At 60.2% G+C, this 22,153-nt stretch carries 22 protein-coding genes and 1 pseudogene; 19 read left to right on the top strand and 4 right to left on the bottom strand.

Features of this window, described 5'->3' with window-relative positions:
• Nucleotides 1-47: 47 nt before the first annotated feature.
• The 11 genes and pseudogenes from pcaD to aroQ form a co-directional block, all read left to right on the top strand.
• Nucleotides 48-839 (top strand): annotated as a pseudogene (gene pcaD / locus QE435_RS03290) (3-oxoadipate enol-lactonase); the annotation flags it as partial.
• Nucleotides 840-854: 15 nt separating this feature from the next.
• A complete protein-coding gene (pcaC, locus tag QE435_RS03285; RefSeq protein WP_349041120.1) occupies nt 855-1,259 on the top strand; it encodes a 4-carboxymuconolactone decarboxylase in 405 nt (134 codons plus the stop codon).
• Nucleotides 1,256-1,996, top strand: coding sequence for a protocatechuate 3,4-dioxygenase subunit beta (gene pcaH / locus QE435_RS03280; protein WP_306929453.1), 741 nt, complete (start codon nt 1,256-1,258; stop codon nt 1,994-1,996). Before pcaC ends, pcaH begins: the two co-directional genes overlap by 4 nt.
• A 1-nt stretch (nt 1,997) precedes the next feature.
• The gene (gene pcaG / locus QE435_RS03275) at nt 1,998-2,618 is read left to right on the top strand and encodes a protocatechuate 3,4-dioxygenase subunit alpha (RefSeq protein ID WP_349040237.1); all 621 of its coding nucleotides are present in this window, start codon (nt 1,998-2,000) and stop codon (nt 2,616-2,618) included.
• Between the two features lie 5 nt (nt 2,619-2,623).
• Nucleotides 2,624-3,691, top strand: coding sequence for a 3-carboxy-cis,cis-muconate cycloisomerase (locus QE435_RS03270; RefSeq protein WP_349040236.1), 1,068 nt, complete (start codon nt 2,624-2,626; stop codon nt 3,689-3,691).
• Nucleotides 3,692-4,015: 324 nt separating this feature from the next.
• Nucleotides 4,016-4,684 (top strand): amino acid ABC transporter permease, encoded by a 669-nt coding sequence (locus tag QE435_RS03265; protein WP_306929459.1) that lies wholly within the window; start codon nt 4,016-4,018, stop codon nt 4,682-4,684.
• Between the two features lie 10 nt (nt 4,685-4,694).
• The gene (locus QE435_RS03260) at nt 4,695-5,345 is read left to right on the top strand and encodes an amino acid ABC transporter permease (protein ID WP_349040235.1); all 651 of its coding nucleotides are present in this window, start codon (nt 4,695-4,697) and stop codon (nt 5,343-5,345) included.
• Between the two features lie 114 nt (nt 5,346-5,459).
• Nucleotides 5,460-6,299, top strand: coding sequence for a transporter substrate-binding domain-containing protein (locus QE435_RS03255; protein ID WP_309769464.1), 840 nt, complete (start codon nt 5,460-5,462; stop codon nt 6,297-6,299).
• A 12-nt stretch (nt 6,300-6,311) separates the two neighbouring features.
• Entirely contained in the window at nt 6,312-7,073 is a 762-nt protein-coding gene (locus tag QE435_RS03250) for an amino acid ABC transporter ATP-binding protein (RefSeq protein WP_306929464.1), read from the top strand.
• Between the two features lie 56 nt (nt 7,074-7,129).
• The gene (locus QE435_RS03245; protein ID WP_349040234.1) at nt 7,130-7,999 is read left to right on the top strand and encodes a shikimate dehydrogenase; all 870 of its coding nucleotides are present in this window, start codon (nt 7,130-7,132) and stop codon (nt 7,997-7,999) included.
• Nucleotides 7,996-8,433, top strand: a complete 438-nt coding sequence (gene aroQ, locus QE435_RS03240; protein WP_349040233.1) for a type II 3-dehydroquinate dehydratase — start codon at nt 7,996-7,998, stop codon at nt 8,431-8,433. Before QE435_RS03245 ends, aroQ begins: the two co-directional genes overlap by 4 nt.
• On the opposite strand, the gene QE435_RS03235 is transcribed toward aroQ, so the two are convergent.
• On the bottom strand, nt 8,411-9,106 hold the full coding sequence (locus QE435_RS03235) for a TetR family transcriptional regulator (RefSeq protein ID WP_306929470.1): 696 nt from the start codon (nt 9,104-9,106) through the stop codon (nt 8,411-8,413). The genes aroQ and QE435_RS03235 overlap by 23 nt on opposite strands.
• 117 nt (nt 9,107-9,223) lie before the next feature.
• Between QE435_RS03235 and QE435_RS03230 the strand changes: the two genes are divergently transcribed.
• Nucleotides 9,224-11,125 (top strand): bifunctional sugar phosphate isomerase/epimerase/4-hydroxyphenylpyruvate dioxygenase family protein, encoded by a 1,902-nt coding sequence (locus QE435_RS03230; RefSeq protein WP_349041119.1) that lies wholly within the window; start codon nt 9,224-9,226, stop codon nt 11,123-11,125.
• Between the two features lie 257 nt (nt 11,126-11,382).
• On the opposite strand, the gene mhpT is transcribed toward QE435_RS03230, so the two are convergent.
• Together mhpT and QE435_RS03220 are read right to left on the bottom strand one after the other, a co-directional pair.
• Nucleotides 11,383-12,609, bottom strand: a complete 1,227-nt coding sequence (gene mhpT / locus QE435_RS03225; RefSeq protein WP_349040232.1) for a 3-(3-hydroxy-phenyl)propionate transporter MhpT — start codon at nt 12,607-12,609, stop codon at nt 11,383-11,385.
• Nucleotides 12,610-12,785: 176 nt separating this feature from the next.
• Nucleotides 12,786-13,193, bottom strand: coding sequence for a MarR family transcriptional regulator (locus tag QE435_RS03220; RefSeq protein ID WP_306929474.1), 408 nt, complete (start codon nt 13,191-13,193; stop codon nt 12,786-12,788).
• 179 nt (nt 13,194-13,372) lie between these two features.
• On the opposite strand from QE435_RS03220, the gene QE435_RS03215 reads away from it, so the two are divergent.
• The 4 genes from QE435_RS03215 to pobA all read left to right on the top strand — a co-directional run bounded on the left by QE435_RS03215 (nt 13,373) and on the right by pobA (nt 18,440).
• Nucleotides 13,373-14,785 (top strand): aldehyde dehydrogenase, encoded by a 1,413-nt coding sequence (locus QE435_RS03215; protein WP_349040231.1) that lies wholly within the window; start codon nt 13,373-13,375, stop codon nt 14,783-14,785.
• Nucleotides 14,786-14,838: 53 nt separating this feature from the next.
• The gene (locus tag QE435_RS03210; RefSeq protein WP_349040230.1) at nt 14,839-15,678 is read left to right on the top strand and encodes a p-hydroxycinnamoyl CoA hydratase/lyase; all 840 of its coding nucleotides are present in this window, start codon (nt 14,839-14,841) and stop codon (nt 15,676-15,678) included.
• 31 nt (nt 15,679-15,709) lie between these two features.
• Nucleotides 15,710-17,206 (top strand): AMP-binding protein, encoded by a 1,497-nt coding sequence (locus QE435_RS03205; protein ID WP_309769456.1) that lies wholly within the window; start codon nt 15,710-15,712, stop codon nt 17,204-17,206.
• A 61-nt stretch (nt 17,207-17,267) separates the two neighbouring features.
• Nucleotides 17,268-18,440, top strand: coding sequence for a 4-hydroxybenzoate 3-monooxygenase (pobA, locus tag QE435_RS03200; RefSeq protein ID WP_349040229.1), 1,173 nt, complete (start codon nt 17,268-17,270; stop codon nt 18,438-18,440).
• Between the two features lie 15 nt (nt 18,441-18,455).
• Here the strand turns inward: pobA and QE435_RS03195 are convergent, their stop codons facing one another.
• A complete protein-coding gene (locus QE435_RS03195) occupies nt 18,456-19,217 on the bottom strand; it encodes an IclR family transcriptional regulator (RefSeq protein WP_349040228.1) in 762 nt (253 codons plus the stop codon).
• Between the two features lie 134 nt (nt 19,218-19,351).
• Between QE435_RS03195 and QE435_RS03190 the strand changes: the two genes are divergently transcribed.
• Genes QE435_RS03190 through pcaF form a run of 3 tightly spaced genes read left to right on the top strand, consistent with a single transcriptional unit; the run spans nt 19,352 to nt 21,989 of the window.
• Nucleotides 19,352-20,074, top strand: a complete 723-nt coding sequence (locus QE435_RS03190; RefSeq protein WP_349040227.1) for a 3-oxoacid CoA-transferase subunit A — start codon at nt 19,352-19,354, stop codon at nt 20,072-20,074.
• Entirely contained in the window at nt 20,071-20,772 is a 702-nt protein-coding gene (locus QE435_RS03185; RefSeq protein WP_349040226.1) for a 3-oxoacid CoA-transferase subunit B, read from the top strand. The genes QE435_RS03190 and QE435_RS03185 overlap by 4 nt, the downstream gene beginning before the upstream one ends.
• Nucleotides 20,773-20,783: 11 nt before the next feature.
• A complete protein-coding gene (pcaF, locus tag QE435_RS03180; RefSeq protein WP_349040225.1) occupies nt 20,784-21,989 on the top strand; it encodes a 3-oxoadipyl-CoA thiolase in 1,206 nt (401 codons plus the stop codon).
• Nucleotides 21,990-22,153 lie beyond the last annotated feature (164 nt).

Below are 22,153 nucleotides of genomic sequence, written 5' to 3'. Positions count from 1 at the left end.
ACTTAACTGACGCCATCTTGCAATCTCCGAGCTAAGAGGAGTGAGAGATGAATTTTCTTCACGTTGACGGCGTCGCGATTCATTACCGGACCGTGGGTCTTGCGCCGGGAAAACCGGTCATTGCCTTCGTCAATTCGCTCGGCACCGATTTTCGGATATGGGATGACGTCATGCGCGAGTTGGGCGATAGCTATGCCTATGTGCTGCATGACAAGCGTGGCCATGGGCTCTCTGGCGTTGGCGTCGCGCCCTACACGATCGAGGCTCATGCGCATGATCTCATCGCGCTTCTCGATCACTTGAAGATTGATAGGGTCATCGTCTGGGGACTTTCGGTCGGCGGGCTTGTCGCACAGTCGCTTGCGACAACGCATCCCGAACGTGTCAGCGCTCTGATCCTATCAAACACCGCCCACAAGATCGGCACGACCGAGATGTGGAACGCGCGTATCGATGCCATAAAAGCGCAGGGGCTGGCGAGCCTTGTCGATCCCGTGATGGAGCGCTGGTTTACCCCTACTTTCCGACGGAGCGACAATTCGCTTTACGCCGGTGCTCGCGCCATGCTCGCCCGTCAGGAGGCAGAGGGCTATTGCGGCACCTGTGCCGCGATACGCGATGCCGATTATACGGAGGCTGTGACGCGCATTGCCGCACCGACGCTTTGCGTTGGAGGCGATCAGGATGGCTCGACGTCGCCAGACCTGGTGCGAGCGCTCGCCCAACTCGTTCCCGGCAGTCGGTATGTTGAGATTTCTCATTGCGGGCATATTCCCTGCCTTGAGCAACCGGCTGCCTACGCAGCTGCGGTCGCGGACTTCCTGAGGGATATTCCCCAGGCCAATGCCGTAGCGATGCGCCTGGACCGTTACAGCCAGGGCATGGCCACCCGTCGCGTCGTATTGGGTGATGCCCATGTCGACCGGGCGAGCGCGCAGGCGACACCCTTCGACCAACCGTTCCAGACACTGATCACCGAAAGTGCCTGGGGCACTGTGTGGTCCAGCGATCGATGGACAAAGAGAGAGCGTTCGAACGTGACCATCGCGCTTCTCGCCGCACTTGGGCAATCCGAGGAGATGGCCATGCATGTGCGAGCGACCGCCAACACCGGCGCGACTGAAGACGATATTCGTGAGGCGCTGATGCATGTCGCGATCTATGCAGGAGTGCCCGCCGCCAATCATGGCTTCAAGATCGCCAAGCAGGCGTTGGCCGACCGGAACGCATCTTCCCCGCAAAAGGAGCAGACGACGTGAGCAATCATCCACCGGAAACCGGCCCCTTCTTTGCCCGTGATCGGGAGATGCAGCCGCAAGCCTATACACCCTGGTACAAGACCTCCGTTTTGCGCTCTCCGCAGCGTGCGCTGATTTCGCTTGAGGGTACCAAAAGCGAAATCACCGGTCCGGTCTTTGGCCATGGTTTGTTGAACCCGCTCGATAACGATCTGATCCTCAACTATGCCAAACCCGGCGAAATGCCTGTCGGACCGCGTATCCTCGTGCATGGCCGCGTGCTTGATCAGCGCGGTGCGGGAGTTGCTGGCGCGCTTTTGGAGTTCTGGCAAGCCAATGCCGGCGGGCGCTATCGGCACAAGAAGGAGAGCTATCTCGCCGCCGTCGATCCGAATTTTGGCGGTGTCGGCCGCACCATCACCGACGAGAATGGCTATTACTGGTTCAAGACCATTCAGCCAGGTCCCTATCCGTGGCCGAACGGCGTGAATGACTGGCGCCCGGCCCACATTCATTTCTCGGTCTTCGGTCATGGTTTCCAGCAGCGGCTGATCACCCAGATGTATTTCGAGGGCGATCCGCTCATCTGGCGGTGTCCGATCGTCAAGACGATTCCGGATGAGGAGGCCATCCGCCGACTGATCGCGCCGCTCGACATGAACGCTACGATCCCGATGGATATGCGCGCCTACAAGTTCGACATCGTGTTGCGTGGCCGCCGCTCCACCTTCTTCGAGAACCGCCCGGAGGGGAACTGACATGGTACAGCCGCTCGACTATCTCAAGGAAAGCGCCTCCCAGACGGCTGGTCCCTATGTCCATATCGGCTGCACGCCGAATTTCGTCGGCATCAACGGCGTCTTCGAGCGCGATCTCGGTGCAGGAAAGCTCTATGACGACCAGGCGACCGGCACCCGTATCACCATTCGCGGCACCGTCTTCGACGGCGGCGGTTATGCGCTGAAGGATGCGCTGGTGGAAATCTGGCAGGCAGACGCTCAAGGGCTTTACAACAGTCCGAGCGAAACGGCTGGCGCTGCCGACCCCCATTTTACCGGTTGGGGCCGCTCGCCAGGTGATATGGAGACTGGGGAATTCCTGTTCGAAACGATTAAGCCGGGCCGCGTTCCATTTAAGGACGGGCGCTTCATGGCGCCGCACATCACCTTTTGGATCGTCGCGCGTGGCATCAATATCGGCCTGCATACGAGAATGTATTTCCCCGAGGAGGGTGCCGCAAACGCAGCCGATCCGGTGCTTGCTCGTATCGAGCACAAGGACCGCGTTCCAACACTGATCGCAAAGCCGGATGGTGACAACGCCTATCGCTTCGACATTCGCCTGCAGGGCGATGGCGAAACCGTTTTCTTCGATATCTGACTGCCATGAGCCTCTCGCCCTTCGATCATCCTTTCCTGTCCGGTCTCTTCGGCGATGCCGAGATCGCGGCGCTATTTTCCGCAGAGGCCGATATTGCCGCGATGATCCGCTTTGAAAGGGTTCTGGCGCTGGCCGAAGCGGAATGCGGCGTGCTTGCCCCCGATATTGCCGATGCAATCAACGTCTCGCTGGCGGACTTTACGCCGGATATGGAGGGGCTTGCGGACGGCATGGCGCGTGATGGCGTGGTTGTTCCGGCGCTCATTCGCCAGATGCGCGCGGCGGTTGGTGGGGCTGCCGCGGAGAAGGTACATTTCGGTGCAACGAGCCAGGATGTGATCGATACCAGCCTGATGTTGAGACTGAAAGCCGCGAACCACATCATTCAGGGTCGATTGGAGGCGGTGATCGGCGATCTCGAAGCCCTTCTGGAGCGTGACGGCGACAAGCCACTGATGGCTCATACGCGAATGCAGGCCGCAATCGGGATCAAGGCCGCCGACCGGATTGACGCCTGGCGATCACCCCTGGAGCGGGCGCGATCCCGGCTTATGCATTTTGCCATGGATGGATTTTCACTTCAGTTCGGTGGTGCTGCGGGAACGCTCGAACGCTTCGGTCATGGCGGTCCGGCTTTGCGCGCGGTCCTCGCTGACCGTCTCGGCCTTCATGATCGTGCGCAATGGCACAGCCAGCGTGACACTATTTGCGAGGTCGCTGGCCTCCTGTCGCTTGTTACCGGTAGTCTTGGAAAGATTGGTCAGGACATTTCGTTGCTCGCCCAAGCAGGTGACGAGATAAGCCTTGCAGGTGGTGGTGGTTCTTCCGCCATGCCGCATAAGCAGAACCCGGTTGCAGCTGAACTTCTGGTCACCCTCGCGCGCTTCAACGCGACGCAGGTTTCGGCGCTTCATCATTCGCTTGTGCACGAGCAGGAGCGTTCGGGTGCCGCGTGGATGCTGGAGTGGATGGCGCTCCCGCCCATGGTTCTGGCAACCGCCACCGCATTGCGGACGGCTCGCCGGCTTGTAAGTGACATCACACGGATCGGGCAGGAGGATCATCTCAGATGAGGATGAGCCACTCGTGAGACGTATGGAAACGCCGCGGCCGCGTGGAATGGCCACGTTCGGCTTATGAATTGAAATGATTGAATAAAAAGAAGAGAAATCACTCGAAGAATCCGTCAAAAAAGCTGTGTTCTCCCTCTGCTTAAACGTTGACAAAAAAATGAACTAACTGGTACAAACATTCATCGGTCGGGTTTGTATGGGCTTGGGAGAGCTCTTTCGATAGACAATCCGGCAGGAACAAGGGAGCGTTCGAAGTCTGCGGGCAGAGAGCGGAAGACGACTGAGGGACAGGCTGACACCTGACTTGAACGTCGCGGAGGAACCATGTCATACAGTCTCGATTTCTCGGCGGTCATTGATCGCCTTCCCGAGCTGCTCGTTGCGTGTCTTGCCACCATTGGCCTGGCGATTGCCGGCATGTCGCTGGCGACCGTCATCGGGATTTTGGGCGTTGTGGCGCGACGGTCGCGCTTTAAGCTGTTGCGCGGCCTTGTCATTGGCTTCGTCGAACTGATCCGCAATACGCCCTTCCTGGTTCAGATATTTTTTATCTTCTTCGCCCTGCCGCAGCTCGGTTTGCGCCTCAACCCGACAGTGACCGCCATCGTCGCGCTGGCGCTTAACGGTGGCGCCTATGCGATCGAAATCATTCGTGGCGGTGTAGACGCGGTTCCCAAGGGGCAGGTGGAGGCAGGGCTTGCGCTTGGACTCGGTCGCGCGCAGATATTCCGCCACATCATTCTCAAGCCTGCGCTACGGGCAGTCTACCCATCGCTCACCAGCCAGTTCATCATGTTGACGCTCACGACCTCCGTTTGCACGTCGATCGCCGCTTACGAACTCACCTCGGTGGCGCAGAAGATCGAGGCGGATACCTTCCGCTCCTTCGAAGTCTATTTTTCTATCACGCTGCTCTACCTCGTGATTTCCTCGCTGATGATGGGCGTCTTCGGTCTCATCTCGCGCATCTCTTTCAGCTACCCGGTCAAGTGAGGAGACGATCATGGCAAGCATAGGCCCCAACGAACTGTTCTTCCTCATGCAAGGCCTGAAGTGGACCATCGCATTGACCTTGATCGGCTTTGCAGGTGGTGGTGTCTTCGGCCTTCTCGTGGCATTGGCCCGTACTGCCGAAGCCCCGTCCATCCGTCGCGCAACTGCTAGCTATATCGCCGTCTTTCAGGGCACACCGCTCCTCATGCAGCTCTTCGTGGTCTATTACGGCGTGGCTTTGCTCGGCTTCAACATCGATGCGTGGATCGCTGTCGCCATCGCTTTCACACTGCATGCGAGCGCCTTTCTCGGTGAAATCTGGCGGGGCGGCATCCAAGCTGTTCCGAAGGGGCAGACGGAAGCGGCTCGTGCGCTTGGCCTGCACTACAGGTCGATCATGAAGGATGTGGTCCTGCCGCAGGCGCTGCGCATTTCGTTGCCGGCCACCATCGGTTTCCTGGTGCAGCTCATCAAAGGCACGTCGCTTGCTGCCATTGTCGGCTTTGTCGAATTGTCGCGCGCTGGCCAGATCGTCTCCAACCAGACGTTCCGTCCGCTTACCGTTTTCGCCATCGTTGGCCTCATCTATTTCCTGATCTGCTGGCCGCTCTCTCTTTGGGGAGCTGGCGTCGAGAAACGCCTTCAGACCGCCGCTCGATAGAGCGTCGTGGAAAGACCCGTCGTGCCTTTTGGAAATCGGCTTCGATTTTCAGAGCGATGGGGGAGGAGATCTACTTTCGTGACCATGCATCCATCAGTTTACAAGGAGGAGAATATGATGAAATCCAGCATGACTTTCGGTCGCCGCAGCGTGCTTGCGCTTATGGCCGCCGTCGCAACTCTGCCTTTCATGGCGCCGGTCGACGCCTTTGCCGGCACCGTCGAAGAAGCCAAGGCCAAGGGCAAGGTCGTTATCGGGATTCAAGGCGACAACGCGCCTTGGGGCTTTGTCAATTCGAGCGGCGTGCAGGACGGCTTCGACGCGGATATCGGCAAGGCATTTGCCGAGTATCTCGGCGTGAAGGCCGAGTTCGTCCCGCTTGCGGTCGCCAACCGTATTCCAGCGCTACTGACGGGCAAGGTCGATGTGCTCTTCGCCACAATGGCAATGACGGCTGAACGCGCCAAGAGCATCCAATATTCGAAGCCCTATGTCGGCAATGTGTTTTCCGTCTATGCCGCTAAGGACAAGAAGATTGCCGGCTTTGACGATCTGACCGGCGTCAGCGTCGGCGTTCCGAAGTCGAGCGCTATGGATACCGCAATCACTGCTGGAGCCGGTACGAAAGCCAACATCCTTCGTTTCGACGACGATGCGTCCAACATCCAAGCTATCATTTCCGGCCAGGTCGACGCCGTTGGCGGAAACATGTTCTACGGTGATCGCCTGAACAAGGCAGCCGATGGCAAGTTCGAATCCAAGTTCGAATTGACCACCATGTATAATGGCGCCGGTACCCGCCCGGGTGAAAAGGACTGGAACGAAACCATCAATAAGTTCCTCGACCAGATCAAGTCCGATGGCCAGCTCGCGAAGATCTACGACAAGTGGATGAAGCGACCGATTCCGAATTTCCCGGAAAGCCTGCCCGACATTCCGTTCACCGTTAAGTAAGCAGGAGCTTACATGCCCCAATCCCACGCCACGGAGGCTCCGCTGATCGCCCTAGAAGGGGTGGGAAAGTGGTATGGAGCCTATCACGCGCTCAAAAACGTCAACATCACAGTCCGCAAAGGCGAAAAAATCGTTCTTTGCGGACCGTCCGGCTCTGGCAAATCAACGCTGATCCGCTGCATCAACCATCTGGAGGAAATCCAGGAAGGAAGGATCACTGTCGAAGGCACCACGCTGACCGATTCCGCCCGCGCCATCGATGCCGTGCGTCGGGAGGTGGGCATGGTGTTTCAAAGCTTCAACCTCTTCCCGCACAAGACCATCATGGAAAACTGCACGCTTGCGCCGATGCGGGTAAAGGGTCTCGACAAGGCGACCGCCGAGGAAACCGCACGCAAATATCTCGCTCGCGTGCGCATCCTCGATCAGGCCGACAAGTATCCCGCCCAGCTTTCCGGCGGCCAGCAGCAGCGTGCGGCGATCGCCCGCGCACTATGCATGGAACCGAAGGCCATGCTCTTCGACGAGCCAACCTCGGCGCTCGATCCTGAAATGGTCAAGGAAGTGCTCGACACCATGATTGGTCTCGCGCGCGACGGAATGACCATGATCTGCGTGACTCACGAAATGGGTTTTGCCCGCCAGGTGGCCGATCGCGTGGTCTTCATGGCATCCGGCGAGATCATCGAGGAAGGGCCGCCGGAGGAGTTCTTCCGCGATCCCAAACACCAGCGTACGCGCACCTTCCTCGGCGAAATTCTGGCGCACCACTGAAGCAAGCGGCGGGGTGGCCCGCCGCGCCTTTTACGCCGCACGAACGGTCCAGATCCATGACAGAACGAACCGCCTATCAAGTCGGCCTCATCGGTGCCGACATCCAGCTCTCAAAATCGCCGGCACTTCACATGCGCGAGGGTCGCGCGCACGGTCTCGATTATGTCTACGAACTCGTGGACATCAATGTCCGAAACGTGCCGGAGACGGCACTGCCTGAGCTGCTAACGGAGCTGGAAGCCCGTGGCTTTGCCGGGACCAACATCACGCACCCGTTCAAACAGGCGGTCATCGCCCATCTTAACGAGCTTTCCGAGGACGCCCGCATGCTGGGCGCCGTCAACACGGTGGTCTTCAAAGATGGCAAGCGCATCGGTCATAACACCGACTGGTACGGTTTTTATGAAAGCTTTCTACGAGGTCTGGCCGATGCCCCGCGTGAGAGGGCGCTGCTCATCGGCGCTGGCGGTGCCGGCGTCGCCGTCGCCCATGCCGCCTTGAAACTCGGTATCGGCAGGCTCGATATCTTCGACCAGGACGACGCGCGTGCTGAAAGGCTTGCGCAGCAACTCAGCACGCGCTTTGGCGAGGGCCGAGCTGCGCCAGCCAAGACGCCGGCAGCCGTGCTGCGTGATGCCGATGGTCTTATCCACGCGACCCCCGTCGGCATGCCGGCTCATCCCGGCATCCCCGTCGATCCCGATTTGATTGCGCCGCGCCACTGGGTTGCGGATATCGTCTATATGCCGCTCATCACCACGCTGATTGAGACGGCTGCTACGAAGGGCTGTCGCACGTTGCCAGGCGGCGGTATGGCGATTTTCCAGGCTGTCGGTGCATTCCGACTGTTCTGCGGGCGTGAGCCGGATGCGGAACGGATGAGCGCGCATTTTGCCGAGATGTTTCAAGCGGAGGCAGTCGCATGAGTCTGTTTTTCGTTCTTAACGGACCGAACCTCAACCTGCTCGGGCAGCGCCAGCCGGAAATCTACGGCCGTGAGACGCTTTCCGATGTCGAAGGGGCGTGTCGCGACATAGTGGCAGCTTCGGGTCATGAACTCTTCTTCGCGCAGAGCAATCGGGAATACGAGCTAATCGACTGGATTCACGAGGCGCGCGGCAATGCCGCTGGCATGGTTATCAACCCCGGCGCTTTCAGTCACACGTCGATTGCCATCCTCGATGCGCTGAACGCCTATGAGGCGCCCGTGATCGAGGTCCATATTTCCAACATTCACAAGCGGGAAGTCTTTCGCCACCATTCCTATGTGTCGACACGAGCCGACGGCGTCATCGCGGGTCTCGGTATCGAAGGCTACAGCGTGGCGCTTCGCCGTCTCATCGCTCTTCAGACCCGATAGCGTCGATATGTTCGGGCCGAACCACATAGCGCAAAACCATCTCCGCCACATGGCGCGACAGCGTTTGCTGCGCATGCGGCGTGAAAAGGTCTTCGCCGAAGATAGAGGAGAAAGTCGGAGCGTTGGAGACGTTGAAGAAGGAAAGAGCGCTGATCTGCCAGTGGAGTTCCAGTGCCTCGATCCCTTCACGGAAAACACCGCTCTCCTGACCCCGCTTCAGCACCGCCTCCAGTGCGGCAATGGCCGGACGGTTGAGGCTACGGATCGTCTTCGACATCTGCACATGCCGGCCATGATGGATGTTTTCGATCATGACCATGCGGATAAAGGCAGGGTTTCGGCGGTGATGCTCGAAAGTGTAGCGACAGAGTGCGTCGAGTGCCGTCATTGGGCCCAGATGATCCAGCGCCAGATCGCTCTCGCCGCCGCGCACCTTGCTGTATGCCTCTTCCAGAACGCGCTGGTACAGGCCCTCCTTGTCGCCAAAATAATAATAGATCATGCGTTTGGACGTCTTCGTCCGTGCGGCGATCTCGTCTATCCGAGCGCCCGAAAGGCCGTTTTGGGAAAATTCCTCCATCGCGACCGCCAGAATGTCGCGCCGCACGCCTTCCGGATCGCGCTTGGCCGAACGCGCCTTCTTGCCCTCAGTGGTCGTCGCGGTGCTCGTCATGTTTCCCCCGGATGCTTGGCATCCGCGTTTTCCACGTTCCATATTAACCAACTCGTACATAAACACGAAAGGTAAGGCAATATGGCCCAGTACCAGACAGACAAGCAAAGCGTGATGATGCGGACGTCGATGGCGACGGTGTCGATCAGCGGCGAGTTTCCTGAAAAGCTGGCAGCGATTGCCCGTGCAGGCTTTGACGGTGTCGAGATATTCGAGAATGACTTTCTGACTTACGACGCATCGCCACGCGAGGTGGCGAAGATCGTGCGCGATCACGGTCTGGATATCACGCTTTTTCAGCCGTTTCGGGATTTCGAGGGCATGCCGGAGCCTCACCGCAGCCGCGCCTTCGAGCGAGCAGAGCGCAAGTTCGAGATCATGCAGGAACTCGGCACCGACCTCATGCTCATTTGCTCGAACGTATCGCCAATCTCGCTCGGCGGTATCGAGCGGGCGGCAGAGGATTTTCATGCGCTGGGAGAAATGGCGGCCCGCCATGGCGTGCGCGTCGGCTACGAGGCCCTGGCTTGGGGACGCTACATCAACGACCACCGCGATGCCTGGGAAATCGTGCGGCGGACCGACCATCCGAATGTCGGTATCATTCTGGACAGTTTTCACACCTTGTCCCGCAAGATCGATCCAAATTCGATCCGTTCCATTCCCGGCGACAAGATCTTCATCGTGCAGCTTGCGGATGCGCCGCTGTTCGACATGGACCTCCTCTATTGGAGCCGCCATTTCCGCAACATGCCGGGTGAAGGCGATCTGCCGGTGGTCGATTTCATGCGCGCCGTGGCGGCCACGGGTTACACCGGCCCGCTCTCCCTTGAAATCTTCAATGATCAATTCCGTGGCGGATCAGCCAGGGCTTTGGCCGAGGACGGGCATCGCTCGCTCGTCAATCTGATGGACCGCGTCCGGCGCCACGAACCCGATATCCGTCTTTCCATGCCCGCGATGCCGGACCGTGTCGAGGCGAAAGGGGTGGAGTTCGTCGAGTTCACCTCGGCGCCCGAGGAACAACAAACCCTCATCGATCTGCTTGGTACTCTGGGCTTTCGACGCAGCGCGCGGCACCGCAACCGCGCTGTCGATCTCTATACTCAGGGCGAAATCCGTATCCTGATCAATACAGACGACAGCGGCGACAGCTTTGCGGGCGCTTCCTACGCCGTACATGGCACCAATGCCTATGCATTCGGTCTCAAGGTCGATAATGCCGAGCAGGCGCTGACACGTGCAAGCGCGCTCGGCGCACCTGTCTTTTCCGAGCCTCGGAGGCCCGGCGAAGTCGCGGTGCCCGGCATTCAGGGCGTCGGCAACGGCGTCATCTACTTCCTCGATGATCATGCCCCGCTCGCCGGAATCTGGGAGAGCGAGTTCGAGCCATTGGTCGATGGAGCAGACTTGCCCACTGCGCATTTGACCCGTATCGATCATCTTGCCCAGACAACCCATTACGACGAGATGCTGACGTGGCTTTTATTCTACACGTCGATCTTTTCGACCCGCCGTACACCGATGGTCGACGTGGTCGATCCGGGCGGATTGGTGCGAAGCCAGGCGGTCGAAAGCGAGCCGCGCCCGCTTTTCCGCCTGACCATGAACGGCGCGGAGAACCGTAAGACCTTTGCGGGCAAGTTCCTTGCCGAAGGCTTCGGCACCAGTATCCAACATATTGCATTTGCCAGTGACGACATCTTTGCGACTGCCGAGGCCCTGAAGTCCACGGGCTTTCAGGCGCTTCCGATCTCGCGAAACTACTATGACGATCTCGAGGCGCGCTTCGGTCTTGAGCCAGATTTTTCCGATGCGCTCCGTGCCGCCAGCATCCTTTACGACCGCGACGAACACGGGGAGTATTTCCAGATCTATAGCCGCACTTTCGGCGAGGGGTTCTTCTTCGAAATCATCGAGCGAAGGGGTGCCTATAACGGATATGGCGCCATGAACGCACCCTTCCGGATTGCCGCCCAGCGCCGGCTTCGGCGACCGGAGGGCTTGCCGAAGTTATAGTCGTTCTGTGTCGGAAGCAGACAGGCACCACTTTGTCAGCGGTAGCCCACACGGTGGTGTATGGCACCGGAGGGAGCAGAGAACGGTATCGCCGCATGGAACAGCGCTTGGACGTGGCAGTGCTATCGAGGGAGCTGCGCGACAAATCCAATGAGGAGCAAATCTCTCGCAAGACCACGCTCCTCATCAAGGCAAGACTTTTTTGTTTGCCTAAGCACGCCAACCTCTACGCGGCAAGGTTTGCGATCCGTTCAAGCCTAGCCCAGGCTTCTCGACACTGCCTGTCGTGTTTTCCCGTTACGGTGCAGGATGAGGATCACTGTGGTCGTGCCGCAGATCGCCGCGATGGGCAGCAGGGTGTAGAGAAGTTGCTGCGGCCCCATGCCGCTTGCCAGGAGCCAGCCAGCGACGAGAGGGCCGACGATCGAACCGAGGCGGCCGACCGAGACGGCGAGGCCGACGCCGGTGCCGCGCACTTCGCTCGGGTAGCATTGCGGCGCGATACCGTAGAGCAGCGCCTGTACGCCGATGACTGTCGCGCCGACAAAGGTGCCTGCGGCCAGCGCCGCCGCTACGTTGCCCGCGGGCAACATGGCGAGAGACGTGATCGCCAGCATCAGCCCGATAAAGCAGAGCGCTGAAGAAAAGGCGGGTCTGCTGCCGTCCAGCAACCGGCCGCCAAGGACCGCACCGGCTGCACCGCCGATGTTGAAAACGATCTGTACCATCGACGCGGTCTCACGGGCAAAGCCGAGCGAAACGAGAATTTGCGGAAGCCAGTTGAGTAGCAGATAGACGACGATGAGGCCGAAGAAGAAAGCGGCCCAGAGCAGCAGCGTCTGTGGCAGTGCGCCTGGCGCCATCAGCACGTCGCGACGACGCGCAGGTACCCTAGCATCGCGTGTCACGCGGAACGGTCCCATCATGAGCTGGAGCGGCAGAACCAGCAGCAATGGCAAAATCCCACCCACCAGGAATATCGAACCCCAGTCGTCATGCAGGCCAAGCAGGGCGATGAGGCTGGCGAGAGCTCCGCCGAGCGGCACGCCGGCATACATGATAGCAACTGCCCTGCCGCGCCGCTCGGGCGAGACGGATTCAGCGGCAACGGCGATGAGGTTTGGCAGCGCGCCGCCAAGTCCGACGCCGGTCAGGAAACGCATCGCCACGAGATGTTCGAACGTGTCGGAAAAAGCTGTGCCGATCGAAAACAGGCCGAAGACGACCAACGATAGGGCAAGGCCGTTGCGCCGTCCGAACCGGTCGGCGATCACGCCCCCGCAAAGTGCGCCAAGCACCAGCCCGAAGGTTGCGGATGAGAGGAAAACGCCCAACTGTGACGGTGAAAGTCCAAAGGCGGAAACAAGTTTCGGAACGGCGACACCCGCCGCCTGAAGGTCGAAACCTTCGATGATCGCGGCGAGAAACACAAGCACAAGCGCGCGCGTTCCCGTCCCCGCATGAAGATGCGTGGCATTTGTCATGATATTCTCCTCCCAAAGGCCGCCTCGGCGGCAATCATGCTTTCATTCAACCTGCGTTTGGCATCGCTTCAGCGACGGCTCCTCCAGTCCTCCCGAGCCCGTCCCGTTCCTCAAAATCCGCCGCCCGAGGGTGACGGCAGACATCCTGACCGCGCTATCCGCATATTTCGCTGGCGTCACGCGCCCTTCCAGATGCGCGACAACAATTGGCGCAGGACCTCGCGTTCTCTCGGCGTCAGCGCACTGAATGTGCGTTCCTCCTGCGCCATGACACGGGCACGCCATTCGGCGACGGCTTCCGCGCCGGTTTCGCTCAAGTGCAGATGCTGAATGCGCTGGTCTTCGTCGTCGGCAAGGCGATCGATCCATCCCTTGGTGTCGAAATGCGCAAGGATGGGTGCGAGATTGGCCCGTTGCAGCCGCGCCTGGCGCCCGATCTCGGCAGCCGTGATGCCTGGCGTTTCGTCGATCAGGCAGAGAACCGTGAAAGGGATAGGCTTAATCTCATCGCCTAGCGCCTCGGCAAAGCCCGCCAGATCGAGGATCGAGGCTCGACGCAGATGGTAACCGAGGAGATCGTCCATGACCGGCGTCCTCATCGCCGCAATGTCCCGCACCTTCGCCCTCACGCGCCGCCCTTCTTGAAAATCGTCAAAATTGCCTCTTGTCAGTTTCATATCGCTATGGGATATAGCAGTCAATCGCTATTTAACATAGCAATGTTCGAGGTCGGGAGTCTCGAACGCTCACGGGAGGATAGACCATGGCATCTGCATCAAACCTATTTCGACGCGTAAATCCGATCAGCGGTGAGGTGGCGAGCGAAGCGCCGGCGCAGACGCCGGACGAAGCCCGAGCCGCGGTCGACGCGGCAGCCCGCGCCATGCCGGCCTGGGCCGCCCAGGGGCCGAATGCGCGCCGCGCCGCTCTCCTGAAAGCTGCCGATGCCGTTAGCGCGAAGGGTGACGCCTTCGTGGCGGCGATGATGGCCGAGATCGGTGCGACCGAAGCCTGGGCGCGTTTCAACGTCATGCTTGCCGCGTCTATGCTGCGCGAGGCAGCGGCACTCACCACGCAAGTCGCTGGCGAAGTGATCCCATCCGACAAGCCGGGATGCCTTGCCATGGCCATCCGTGAGCCAGCGGGCGTCGTGCTTGGTATTGCGCCGTGGAATGCGCCGGTGATCCTTGGTGTCCGTGCGCTGGCAACCCCGCTCGCCTGCGGCAATGCCGTGGTGTTCAAGGCAAGTGAACTGTGCCCGAAAACCCATGGGCTGATCGTCGAGGCCTTGGCGGAGGCCGGGTTACCGGACGGGCTTGTCCAGCTTGTCACCAACGCACCGCAGGATGCCGCAGAAGTCGTCGGGGCACTGATCGATCATCCAGCTATCCGACGTGTGAATTTTACCGGTTCCACCGCGGTCGGGCGCATTGTCGCGATGCGTGCGGCGCAAAATCTCAAACCCTGTGTTCTGGAACTCGGTGGCAAGGCGCCGCTTGTCGTGCTGGACGATGCGGATCTCGACGAGACCGTGAAAGCCGCCGCCTTTGGCGCTTTCTTCAACCAGGGCCAGATCTGCATGTCGACGGAACGGATTATTGTCGTCGACGCGGTGGCGGATGCCTTCCTTGAAAAATTTGCCGCCAAGGTCCGGACGCTCACCGCTGGCGATCCTCGCCAGGGTGCTGCACCGCTCGGTGCAGTGGTGGACGTCAAAACCGCCGAGAAGCTGAAGGGGCTGATCGACGACGCCATTGCCAAGGGCGCGAAGGTGATCGCGGCGGGCGAACCGGATGGTGTACTCGTCCCTGCGCATATCGTTGCGGACGTGACGGCCGGAATGCGCCTCTATTCCGAGGAGAGCTTCGGGCCCGTTGTTGCGGTGATCCGGGCCAAGGATGAGGCTGATGCGATCCGCATTGCCAATGACAGCGAATATGGTCTCTCGGCTGCCGTCTTCACCAAAGATGCGGCGCGCGGCCTGAAGGTCGCCCGGCAGATTCGCTCCGGCATCTGCCATATCAACGGCCCGACGGTGCATGACGAGGCGCAGATGCCTTTCGGCGGCGTCGGGGCTTCGGGCTACGGGCGCTTTGGCGGCAAGGCCGGTATTGCGGAATTCACCGAGCTTCGCTGGATCACGGTCGAGACCGAAGCTGGACGCTTCCCGATCTGATCCTACGTCGAGCCTGTCCTCGCCTTCAAATCATTTAAAAGGAAACCAATTTCATGACCGAGACTAGCAGCAAGGCGGACGTCGTCGCCGTCGATATTGCCGAAGGCATCGCCTGGGTCCGTTTCAACCGCCCGGAAAAGCGCAATGCGATGAGCCCCGAGCTGAACCGCCGGATGATGGACGTGCTGGACGAGCTGGAATTCCGCGAGGATGTTGGCGTTCTTGTCCTCAGCGGCGAAGGCACGGCCTGGACGGCCGGCATGGATCTCAAGGAATATTTCCGCGAAACCGAGGCCAAGGGTCTGGCCGGCGTGCGTCAGAGCCAGCGCGAGAGTTATGGCTGGTGGCGTCGGCTGCGCTGGTATCAGAAGCCGACCATTGCCATGGTCAATGGCTGGTGCTTCGGCGGTGGTTATGGCCCGCTCTTCGCCTGCGATTTGGCTTTTGCGGCAGACGAGGCGAAATTCGGCCTGTCGGAGATCAACTGGGGCATTCTGCCGGGGGGTGGCGCAACCAAGGTCGCGGTAGAGCTGATGCCCTTCCGTCAGGCCATGTACCACGCCATGCTTGGTGAGCCGATCGACGGCCAGAAGGCTGCGGCCTGGGGCCTCGTCAACGAAAGCCTGCCGCTTGCCTCGCTAAAGGACCGGGTGACCGAGGTTGCCAAGGTGCTGCTGGCCAAGAACCCCGTAGCGCTCAAGGCTACCAAGGATGCGGTGCGCCGCGTCGGCGTCATGACCTATGATGAGGCTGAGGATTATCTTGTGCGCGCCCAGGAGGCCGCCAATTCCTACGACAGTGAAGGTCGCAAGGAGGGCATCCGCCAGTTCATCGACGAGAAGACCTACAAACCCGGTCTCGGCTCTTACGACAAGAGTAAAATTCACAGCTGATAGAGGTTTTACTGGGAGGAGGACCAACATCATGCATAACTGGCTAGCCCCCGATCCGGTGGGCCTGCATGCGCAGGCGCGCCCGGAAAAACTCGCCCTTGTCGATCTGGCGTCCGGGAGGCACTGGACCTATCGGGGCCTCGACCGGGCGATCGAGCAGGCAAGAGCGGCAATCGACGCGCTCGGCCTTGCGCCGGGTGACAGGCTCGCGTCGATTGCACGCAACTCCGCCGATCTTGTGATTGCGCAGCAGGCCTGTCTGCGATCCGGCCTTATCTTTACGCCACTGAACTGGCGGCTCGCGGCTGCCGAGATCGATGCTATTCTCATCGACTGTACCCCCGCGCTGATCCTGGTCGACGGATCGTCGGCAGGTTTCACGGTGCCGGATGGCGCAAGACTGCTTGATATCGCAGCGTTTACCGCGCGTTGCGAAAGTGCGGCGGCAGGCGAACGAGGCTCTCCGCATGATGCCAACCGGCCTTGCGTCCTTCTCTACACCTCCGGCACGTCCGGGGTGCCGAAGGGCGTCATTCTAACCCCCCAGACACTGTTCTTCACCGGCGTCAATTTCGGCGTGCTAGGGCAGGTAACATCTCAATCTGTCTTTCTCGCGGAATCGCCCTTCTTCCATGTCATCGGCCTGGTAACCTCCGTCTGGCCGCCATTGGTTCAGGGCGGTACGGTGCTGGTCTCATCCGGCTTCGATCCGGTCGTTACCAATTCCCGGCTTGCGGACCGCGCGCTCGGCATCACCCATTACTTCTGCGTCCCGCAGATGGCGACGGCGTTGAAGGACGCCGATGGTTTCCAGCCGGAAAACTGGTCGCTCGCTGCGCTTTTCACCGGCGGCGCTCCAAACCCGCCTGCCAATATCCGTTGGTGGCTGGAGCGTGGCGTTGCCATGGTGGATGGCTACGGAATGACCGAGGCCGGAACGATCCTTGGCATGCCGCTCGATCCAGCGCTGATCTCCAATCATGCGGGCGCGGTTGGCCAGGCGGGACCGGCCACTGCCATTCGCATCGTCGATGCCGAGGGCCGGGAGGTGCAGGACGGGACCGCTGGCGAGATCATCGTCAAAGGGCCGCATGTCACACCCGGTTACTGGAACCGACCGGAAGAGCGCGATGCCGCCTTCACGCCGGATGGCTGGCTGCGCACCGGCGACATTGGACTTCGGGATGCCGATGGGTTCGTGACCGTTGTCGATCGCCGAAAGGACATGTTCATTTCGGGCGGTGAGAACGTCTATCCGGTAGAAATCGAAAGCGTCCTTGCCGAACATCCAGCGGTCCTCCAGGTGGCGGTTATTGGTGTGCCGGACCCGCGCTGGGGCGAGGCGGGGCATGCCTTCGTTATCCTGTCACCAGGATGCGAAGACGCGGAGGGCGAACTTCGTGCCCATTGTGAGGCGCGGCTTGCCCGCTTCAAGGTGCCGAAACATTTCCGGATTGTCACGGAACTGCCCCGTACCAGCACGGGCAAAATCCGCAAGAACAAGCTCCGGGAGAGTCTTTCCGCCTGACCGTCCCGTACCCCCCATCTAGCAGCGCCGCAAGCGACGCTAAGCCAGTTAGGAGACAATCATGCGCACGCAAGTCGCTATCGTCGGAGCCGGTCCCGCCGGACTTATCCTTGCTCATCTCCTCCATGCCTCCGGCATCGAGACGGTGGTGATCGAGCGGCAGACACGCGCCTATGTGGAGGGACGGGTGCGGGCAGGGGTGCTGGAACAGGGAACAGTGGACTGCCTGTCCCGCCTTGGGCTGGACAGGCGCTTGCGCGAGGAAGGGCTGCGCCATTCTGGCACGCATCTGTCAGCCGATGGCGATGATTTTCGCATCGATCTAGAACAGGCTTCGGGTGGTGCTTGCGTTACGGTCTATGGCCAGCAGGAGGTGACGCGCGACCTTTTCGAAGCCGCCGAGGCGCGGGGTCTGACGATCCTCTTCGAAGCGAGCGACGTCGGTCTCCACGATATAGAGACGGAAAAACCCTTCGTTACCTTCCGCACGCCGTCCGGGGAGGTCCGGGTCGACTGCGATTTCGTGGTCGGCTGCGACGGGTTCCATGGTGTCAGCCGCCAGGCGATCCCCAGCCATGTTTTGCGCATCTTCGAGCGTGTCTATTCGTTCGGCTGGCTCGGCATTCTCACCGAGCGTCCGCCTGTCAGCGAGGAACTCGTCTATGCCAGTCACGAGCGCGGCTTCGCGCTTGCCTCGATGCGTTCCATGACGCGCAGCCGCTATTATATCCAGTGCGATATGGGCGAGCGGCTGGAAGACTGGCCGGACGAACGTATCTGGGATGAACTGGCCGTGCGGCTTGGACCCAATCTCGGCGCACGGCTCCAGCGCGGGCCTTCCTTCGAAAAAAGTATTGCGCCGCTGCGCAGCTTCGTTGCCGAGCCGATGCGCTATGGCCGACTGTTCCTTGCAGGAGATGCCGCCCATATCGTGCCGCCAACTGGAGCGAAGGGCCTCAATCTCGCAGTCTCCGACGTGACCATGTTGGGTCAAGCGCTGGCGGAATTCTACGGCGAGCGCTCGGGCGCGGGGATCGACACCTATTCGGCGCGAGCGCTGGGGCGCGTCTGGAAGGCCGAACGTTTTTCATGGTGGTTTACCACACTCACGCATCGCTTCCCGGAAACGGGAGCTTTCGAGCGACGAATGCAGGTGGCAGAACTCAGCTACCTACGAAGCTCATCACGTGCGCAGGCAAGTTTTGCTGAAAACTACGTCGGCTTGCCCTTATAACGGGTGACGGCGCGCTTAGACGAGAAGCCCTTTCAACTCCGCCTGGACTGCACCCAGCGCAGGCAGATAGCGCTCGACCAAATCCTGCATGGAAGCTGCGGAGGCGGCGACACCGACATTGAGGGCGGCGATCGTCTTGCCCCGTGCATTCTTCAGCGGCACGGCCAGCGAGCGCAGGCCGATCTCGACTTCCTGATCGATCATCGCGTGACCACGGGCGGCGGTCGCTTCGATTTCAGCCATGAGAGCATCGATATCGGTCAGCGTCATCGGCGTGCGCGCAACGATGTCGGAGCGCTCCAGAAAAGCGCGGCGGTCTTCCTGGGACAGGGAAGCTAGAAGGACCCGCCCCATGGAAGTGCAATAGGCGGGCAGCCGCGACCCCGGCATCAGCGCAATCGACATGACGCGACGCTGGGCGGCGCGTGCGACATAGACGATTTCGGTATCATCGAGGATTGAAACGGATGTGCTTTGTCCGATGTCTTCCGACAGTTGATCGAGAAAGGGCTGCACGATGCGCGGCAGTGGCATTGAAGCAAGACAGCCCGTTCCAAGTCGAAGTACCTTTGGTGTGACCGTGAAGAATTTTCCATCATAGGCGGCGTAGCCGAGCTCGGCCAGCGTCAAAAGACAGCGTCTTGCGGTCGCACGATCCAGTTGGGCAATCTCTGCCGCCTCGGAAATCGACAGTTTCGGCCGTTCGGCGCTGAAGGCTTCGATAATGCTCAGCCCTTTGGCGAGGCCACCCATCATGTCGCGTCCACTCACAGCCATGTGCCGCCTCTTTCAATATTGTGCGATAATCGAACAAACATACTATATCGCACAAATGGGCTTGATGTCGATCCGAGTTGGGATTTACCTGAACCCTGAGCGGGCCACACGACAGGTCGCTGGAGGAAAACGGTATGGACAAGAGGATAGACAGCCTGGCGGATGCTGTGGCTGATATCGAAGATGGCGCAACGATAATGATCGGCGGCTTTGGTGGCTCGGGCGCGCCCATCGAGCTCATTCACGCTCTTATCGACCGCTTCAAGGAAACGGGTAACCCCTCAGGGCTCACGGTTATCAACAACAATGCCGGCAATGGCCGTATCGGCATCGCGGCGATGATCGATGCTGGCATGGTCAAGAAGATGATCTGCTCCTTTCCGCGTTCATCCGATCCGCGGGCCTTCACAAATCGCTACCTCGCAGGCGAAATCGAATTGGAACTGGTGCCGCAGGGCACGCTTGCCGAGCGCATTCGCGCCGGCGGTGCCGGCATTCCCGCCTTCTACACGCCGACCGGTTTCGGTACCGAACTTGCGCAGGGCAAGGTGATCGCCGAATTCGACGGTCGCAAATATGTGCAGGAGCGCTGGTTGAAGGCCGATATAGCGCTGGTCAAGGGGCATCTCGGCGACACCCACGGCAATCTCACCTACCGTCTGGCCGGGCGCAATTTCAATCCGCTGATGTGCATGGCGGCCAAAAGGACCGTCGCGCAGGTGTCTAAAATCGTGACGCCAGGAGAGATCGATCCGGAGCAGGTGATCACGCCAGGCATTTTTGTCGATGGGGTCGTGGAAGTGGCTGATCCGCAACAGGAAGAAGCGCTGATCCGAGCAGGAGTGGCATACGCATGAGTGACGCACCCATGATCGATACTTGCGACGACATCAAGCTTTCCAACGCGCAGATTGCCTGGCGGGCCGCTCAGGATATTGCCGACGGCGCCTATGTAAACCTCGGCATCGGTTTCCCGGAAATGGTCGCAAAGTTCCAGCCCAAGGGCCGCGAGGCGATCTTCCATACGGAGAACGGCGTCCTGAATTTCGGTGAAGCGCCGCCCCCTGGTGAAGAGGATTGGGATCTCATCAATGCCGGGAAAAAGGCCATCACGCTGAAGCCCGGTGCGGCCTTCTTCCACCACGCCGACAGCTTCGCCATGGTGCGGGGCGGGCATCTGGATGTGGCGATCCTTGGGGCCTATCAGGTTGCTGAGAATGGTGATCTTGCCAATTGGCGTGTCGGCTCCAAGGGCGTGCCCGCGGTGGGTGGCGCGATGGACCTTGTGCACGGCGCAAAACAGGTGGTGGTCATCACCGAGCATGTCACCAAGGATGGCAAGCCGAAACTGGTCGAGCGTTGCACCTTTCCCCTCACTGGCGTCGGCTGCATCACGCGCGTCTATACCAGCCACGCGGTGATCGACATTGTGAATGGCAAATTCGTCGTACGGGAAAAGCTTGCAGCCATGACTATGGATGAGCTTCAAGCCATGACGGGCGCGAAGCTCCATATCGATGGCCATGTCAACGACCTCGTGGTTCCGGCGCTGTAAGGAGTAAAGTAATGACCGAAGCCTTTATCTGCGCTTATATTCGCACGCCCATCGGCCGTTTCGGCGGATCCTTGTCATCTATTCGTGCTGACGATCTCGGCGCAGTGCCGCTCAAGGCGCTGATGGCACGTTATCCGACCGTCGATTTCGAAGCCGTCGATGACGTCGTCTATGGCTGCGCCAACCAGGCGGGGGAGGATAATCGCAACGTGGCGCGCATGTCGTTGCTGCTGGCAGGTTTGCCGGTTTCGGTTACAGGCACCACGATCAACCGCCTGTGCGGTTCCGGCATGGATGCTGTCATCACTGCCGCTCGGGCGATCAAGTCGGGCGAAGCTGAATTGATGATTGCGGGCGGCGTGGAATCGATGAGCCGCGCGCCCTTCGTTCTGCCAAAGGCGGAGTCTGCCTTTTCGCGCAACGTGGAAATCTATGACACCACCATCGGCTGGCGCTTCATCAACCCGATGATGAAGAAGCAATATGGCGTCGACTCGATGCCTGAAACTGGCGATAATGTCGCGATTGACTTCAATATCGCCCGTGAGGATCAGGACGCCTTTGCCTTGGGAAGCCAAGCGAAGGCCGCTGAAGCCCAGGCCAATGGGCGCCTTGCGAAAGAAATCACGCCGGTGAGCGTGCCGCAGAAAAAGGGTGAACCGCTAATCGTTGATCGCGACGAGCATCCGCGTGCGACCTCCATGGAGGCGCTTGCCAAGTTGAAGCCGGTCAATAAAATCGAAGGTGGCACGGTGACAGCCGGTAATGCATCCGGCGTCAATGACGGCGCGGCAGCGCTCATCATCGCTTCCGAAGCTGCTGCCAGGAAGCACGGCCTGACCCCCATCGCCCGCATTCTGGGCGGCGCGACGGCAGGCGTTCCCCCGCGCATCATGGGCATCGGTCCCGCACCGGCAACCAAGAAGCTGCTTGCCCGCCTCGGCCTCGCTCAGGAGCAGATCGACGTCATCGAACTCAACGAAGCGTTCGCCTCCCAAGGCCTGGCGACGCTGCGGGATCTCGGCATTGCCGATGACGACCCGCGCGTCAATATCAATGGTGGAGCCATCGCGCTCGGCCATCCACTCGGCATGTCCGGCGCCCGCATCACCGGCACGGCAGCACTTGAGCTTTCCTTGTCCGGTGCGCGTTACTCGCTTTCCACTATGTGCATCGGCGTGGGACAGGGCATCGCGGTCGCGCTGGAGCGGGTATAGGCTGCTCGGCTCAGCGCCTCAAGCATCTGGTGACCCTAGTTCCGAGAAGAGCGCCTACGTGCGATTATTAGATCCCCGGTTCACGAGGGACGCTTTGCGTCACGGAAACGGGGGCCGGATCAGAGTTTCCAAAAAATTTAGCAATGCACGATAGGGGCGGGTGG

It is taken from the genome of Agrobacterium sp. SORGH_AS 787, assembly GCF_030819035.1.
In the GTDB taxonomy this organism is placed as follows: Bacteria; Pseudomonadota; Alphaproteobacteria; order Rhizobiales; family Rhizobiaceae; genus Agrobacterium; species Agrobacterium larrymoorei_B.
The sequence above is the reverse complement of the archived record's forward strand: the minus strand, read 5'-3'. Positions and strand labels throughout refer to the sequence as shown.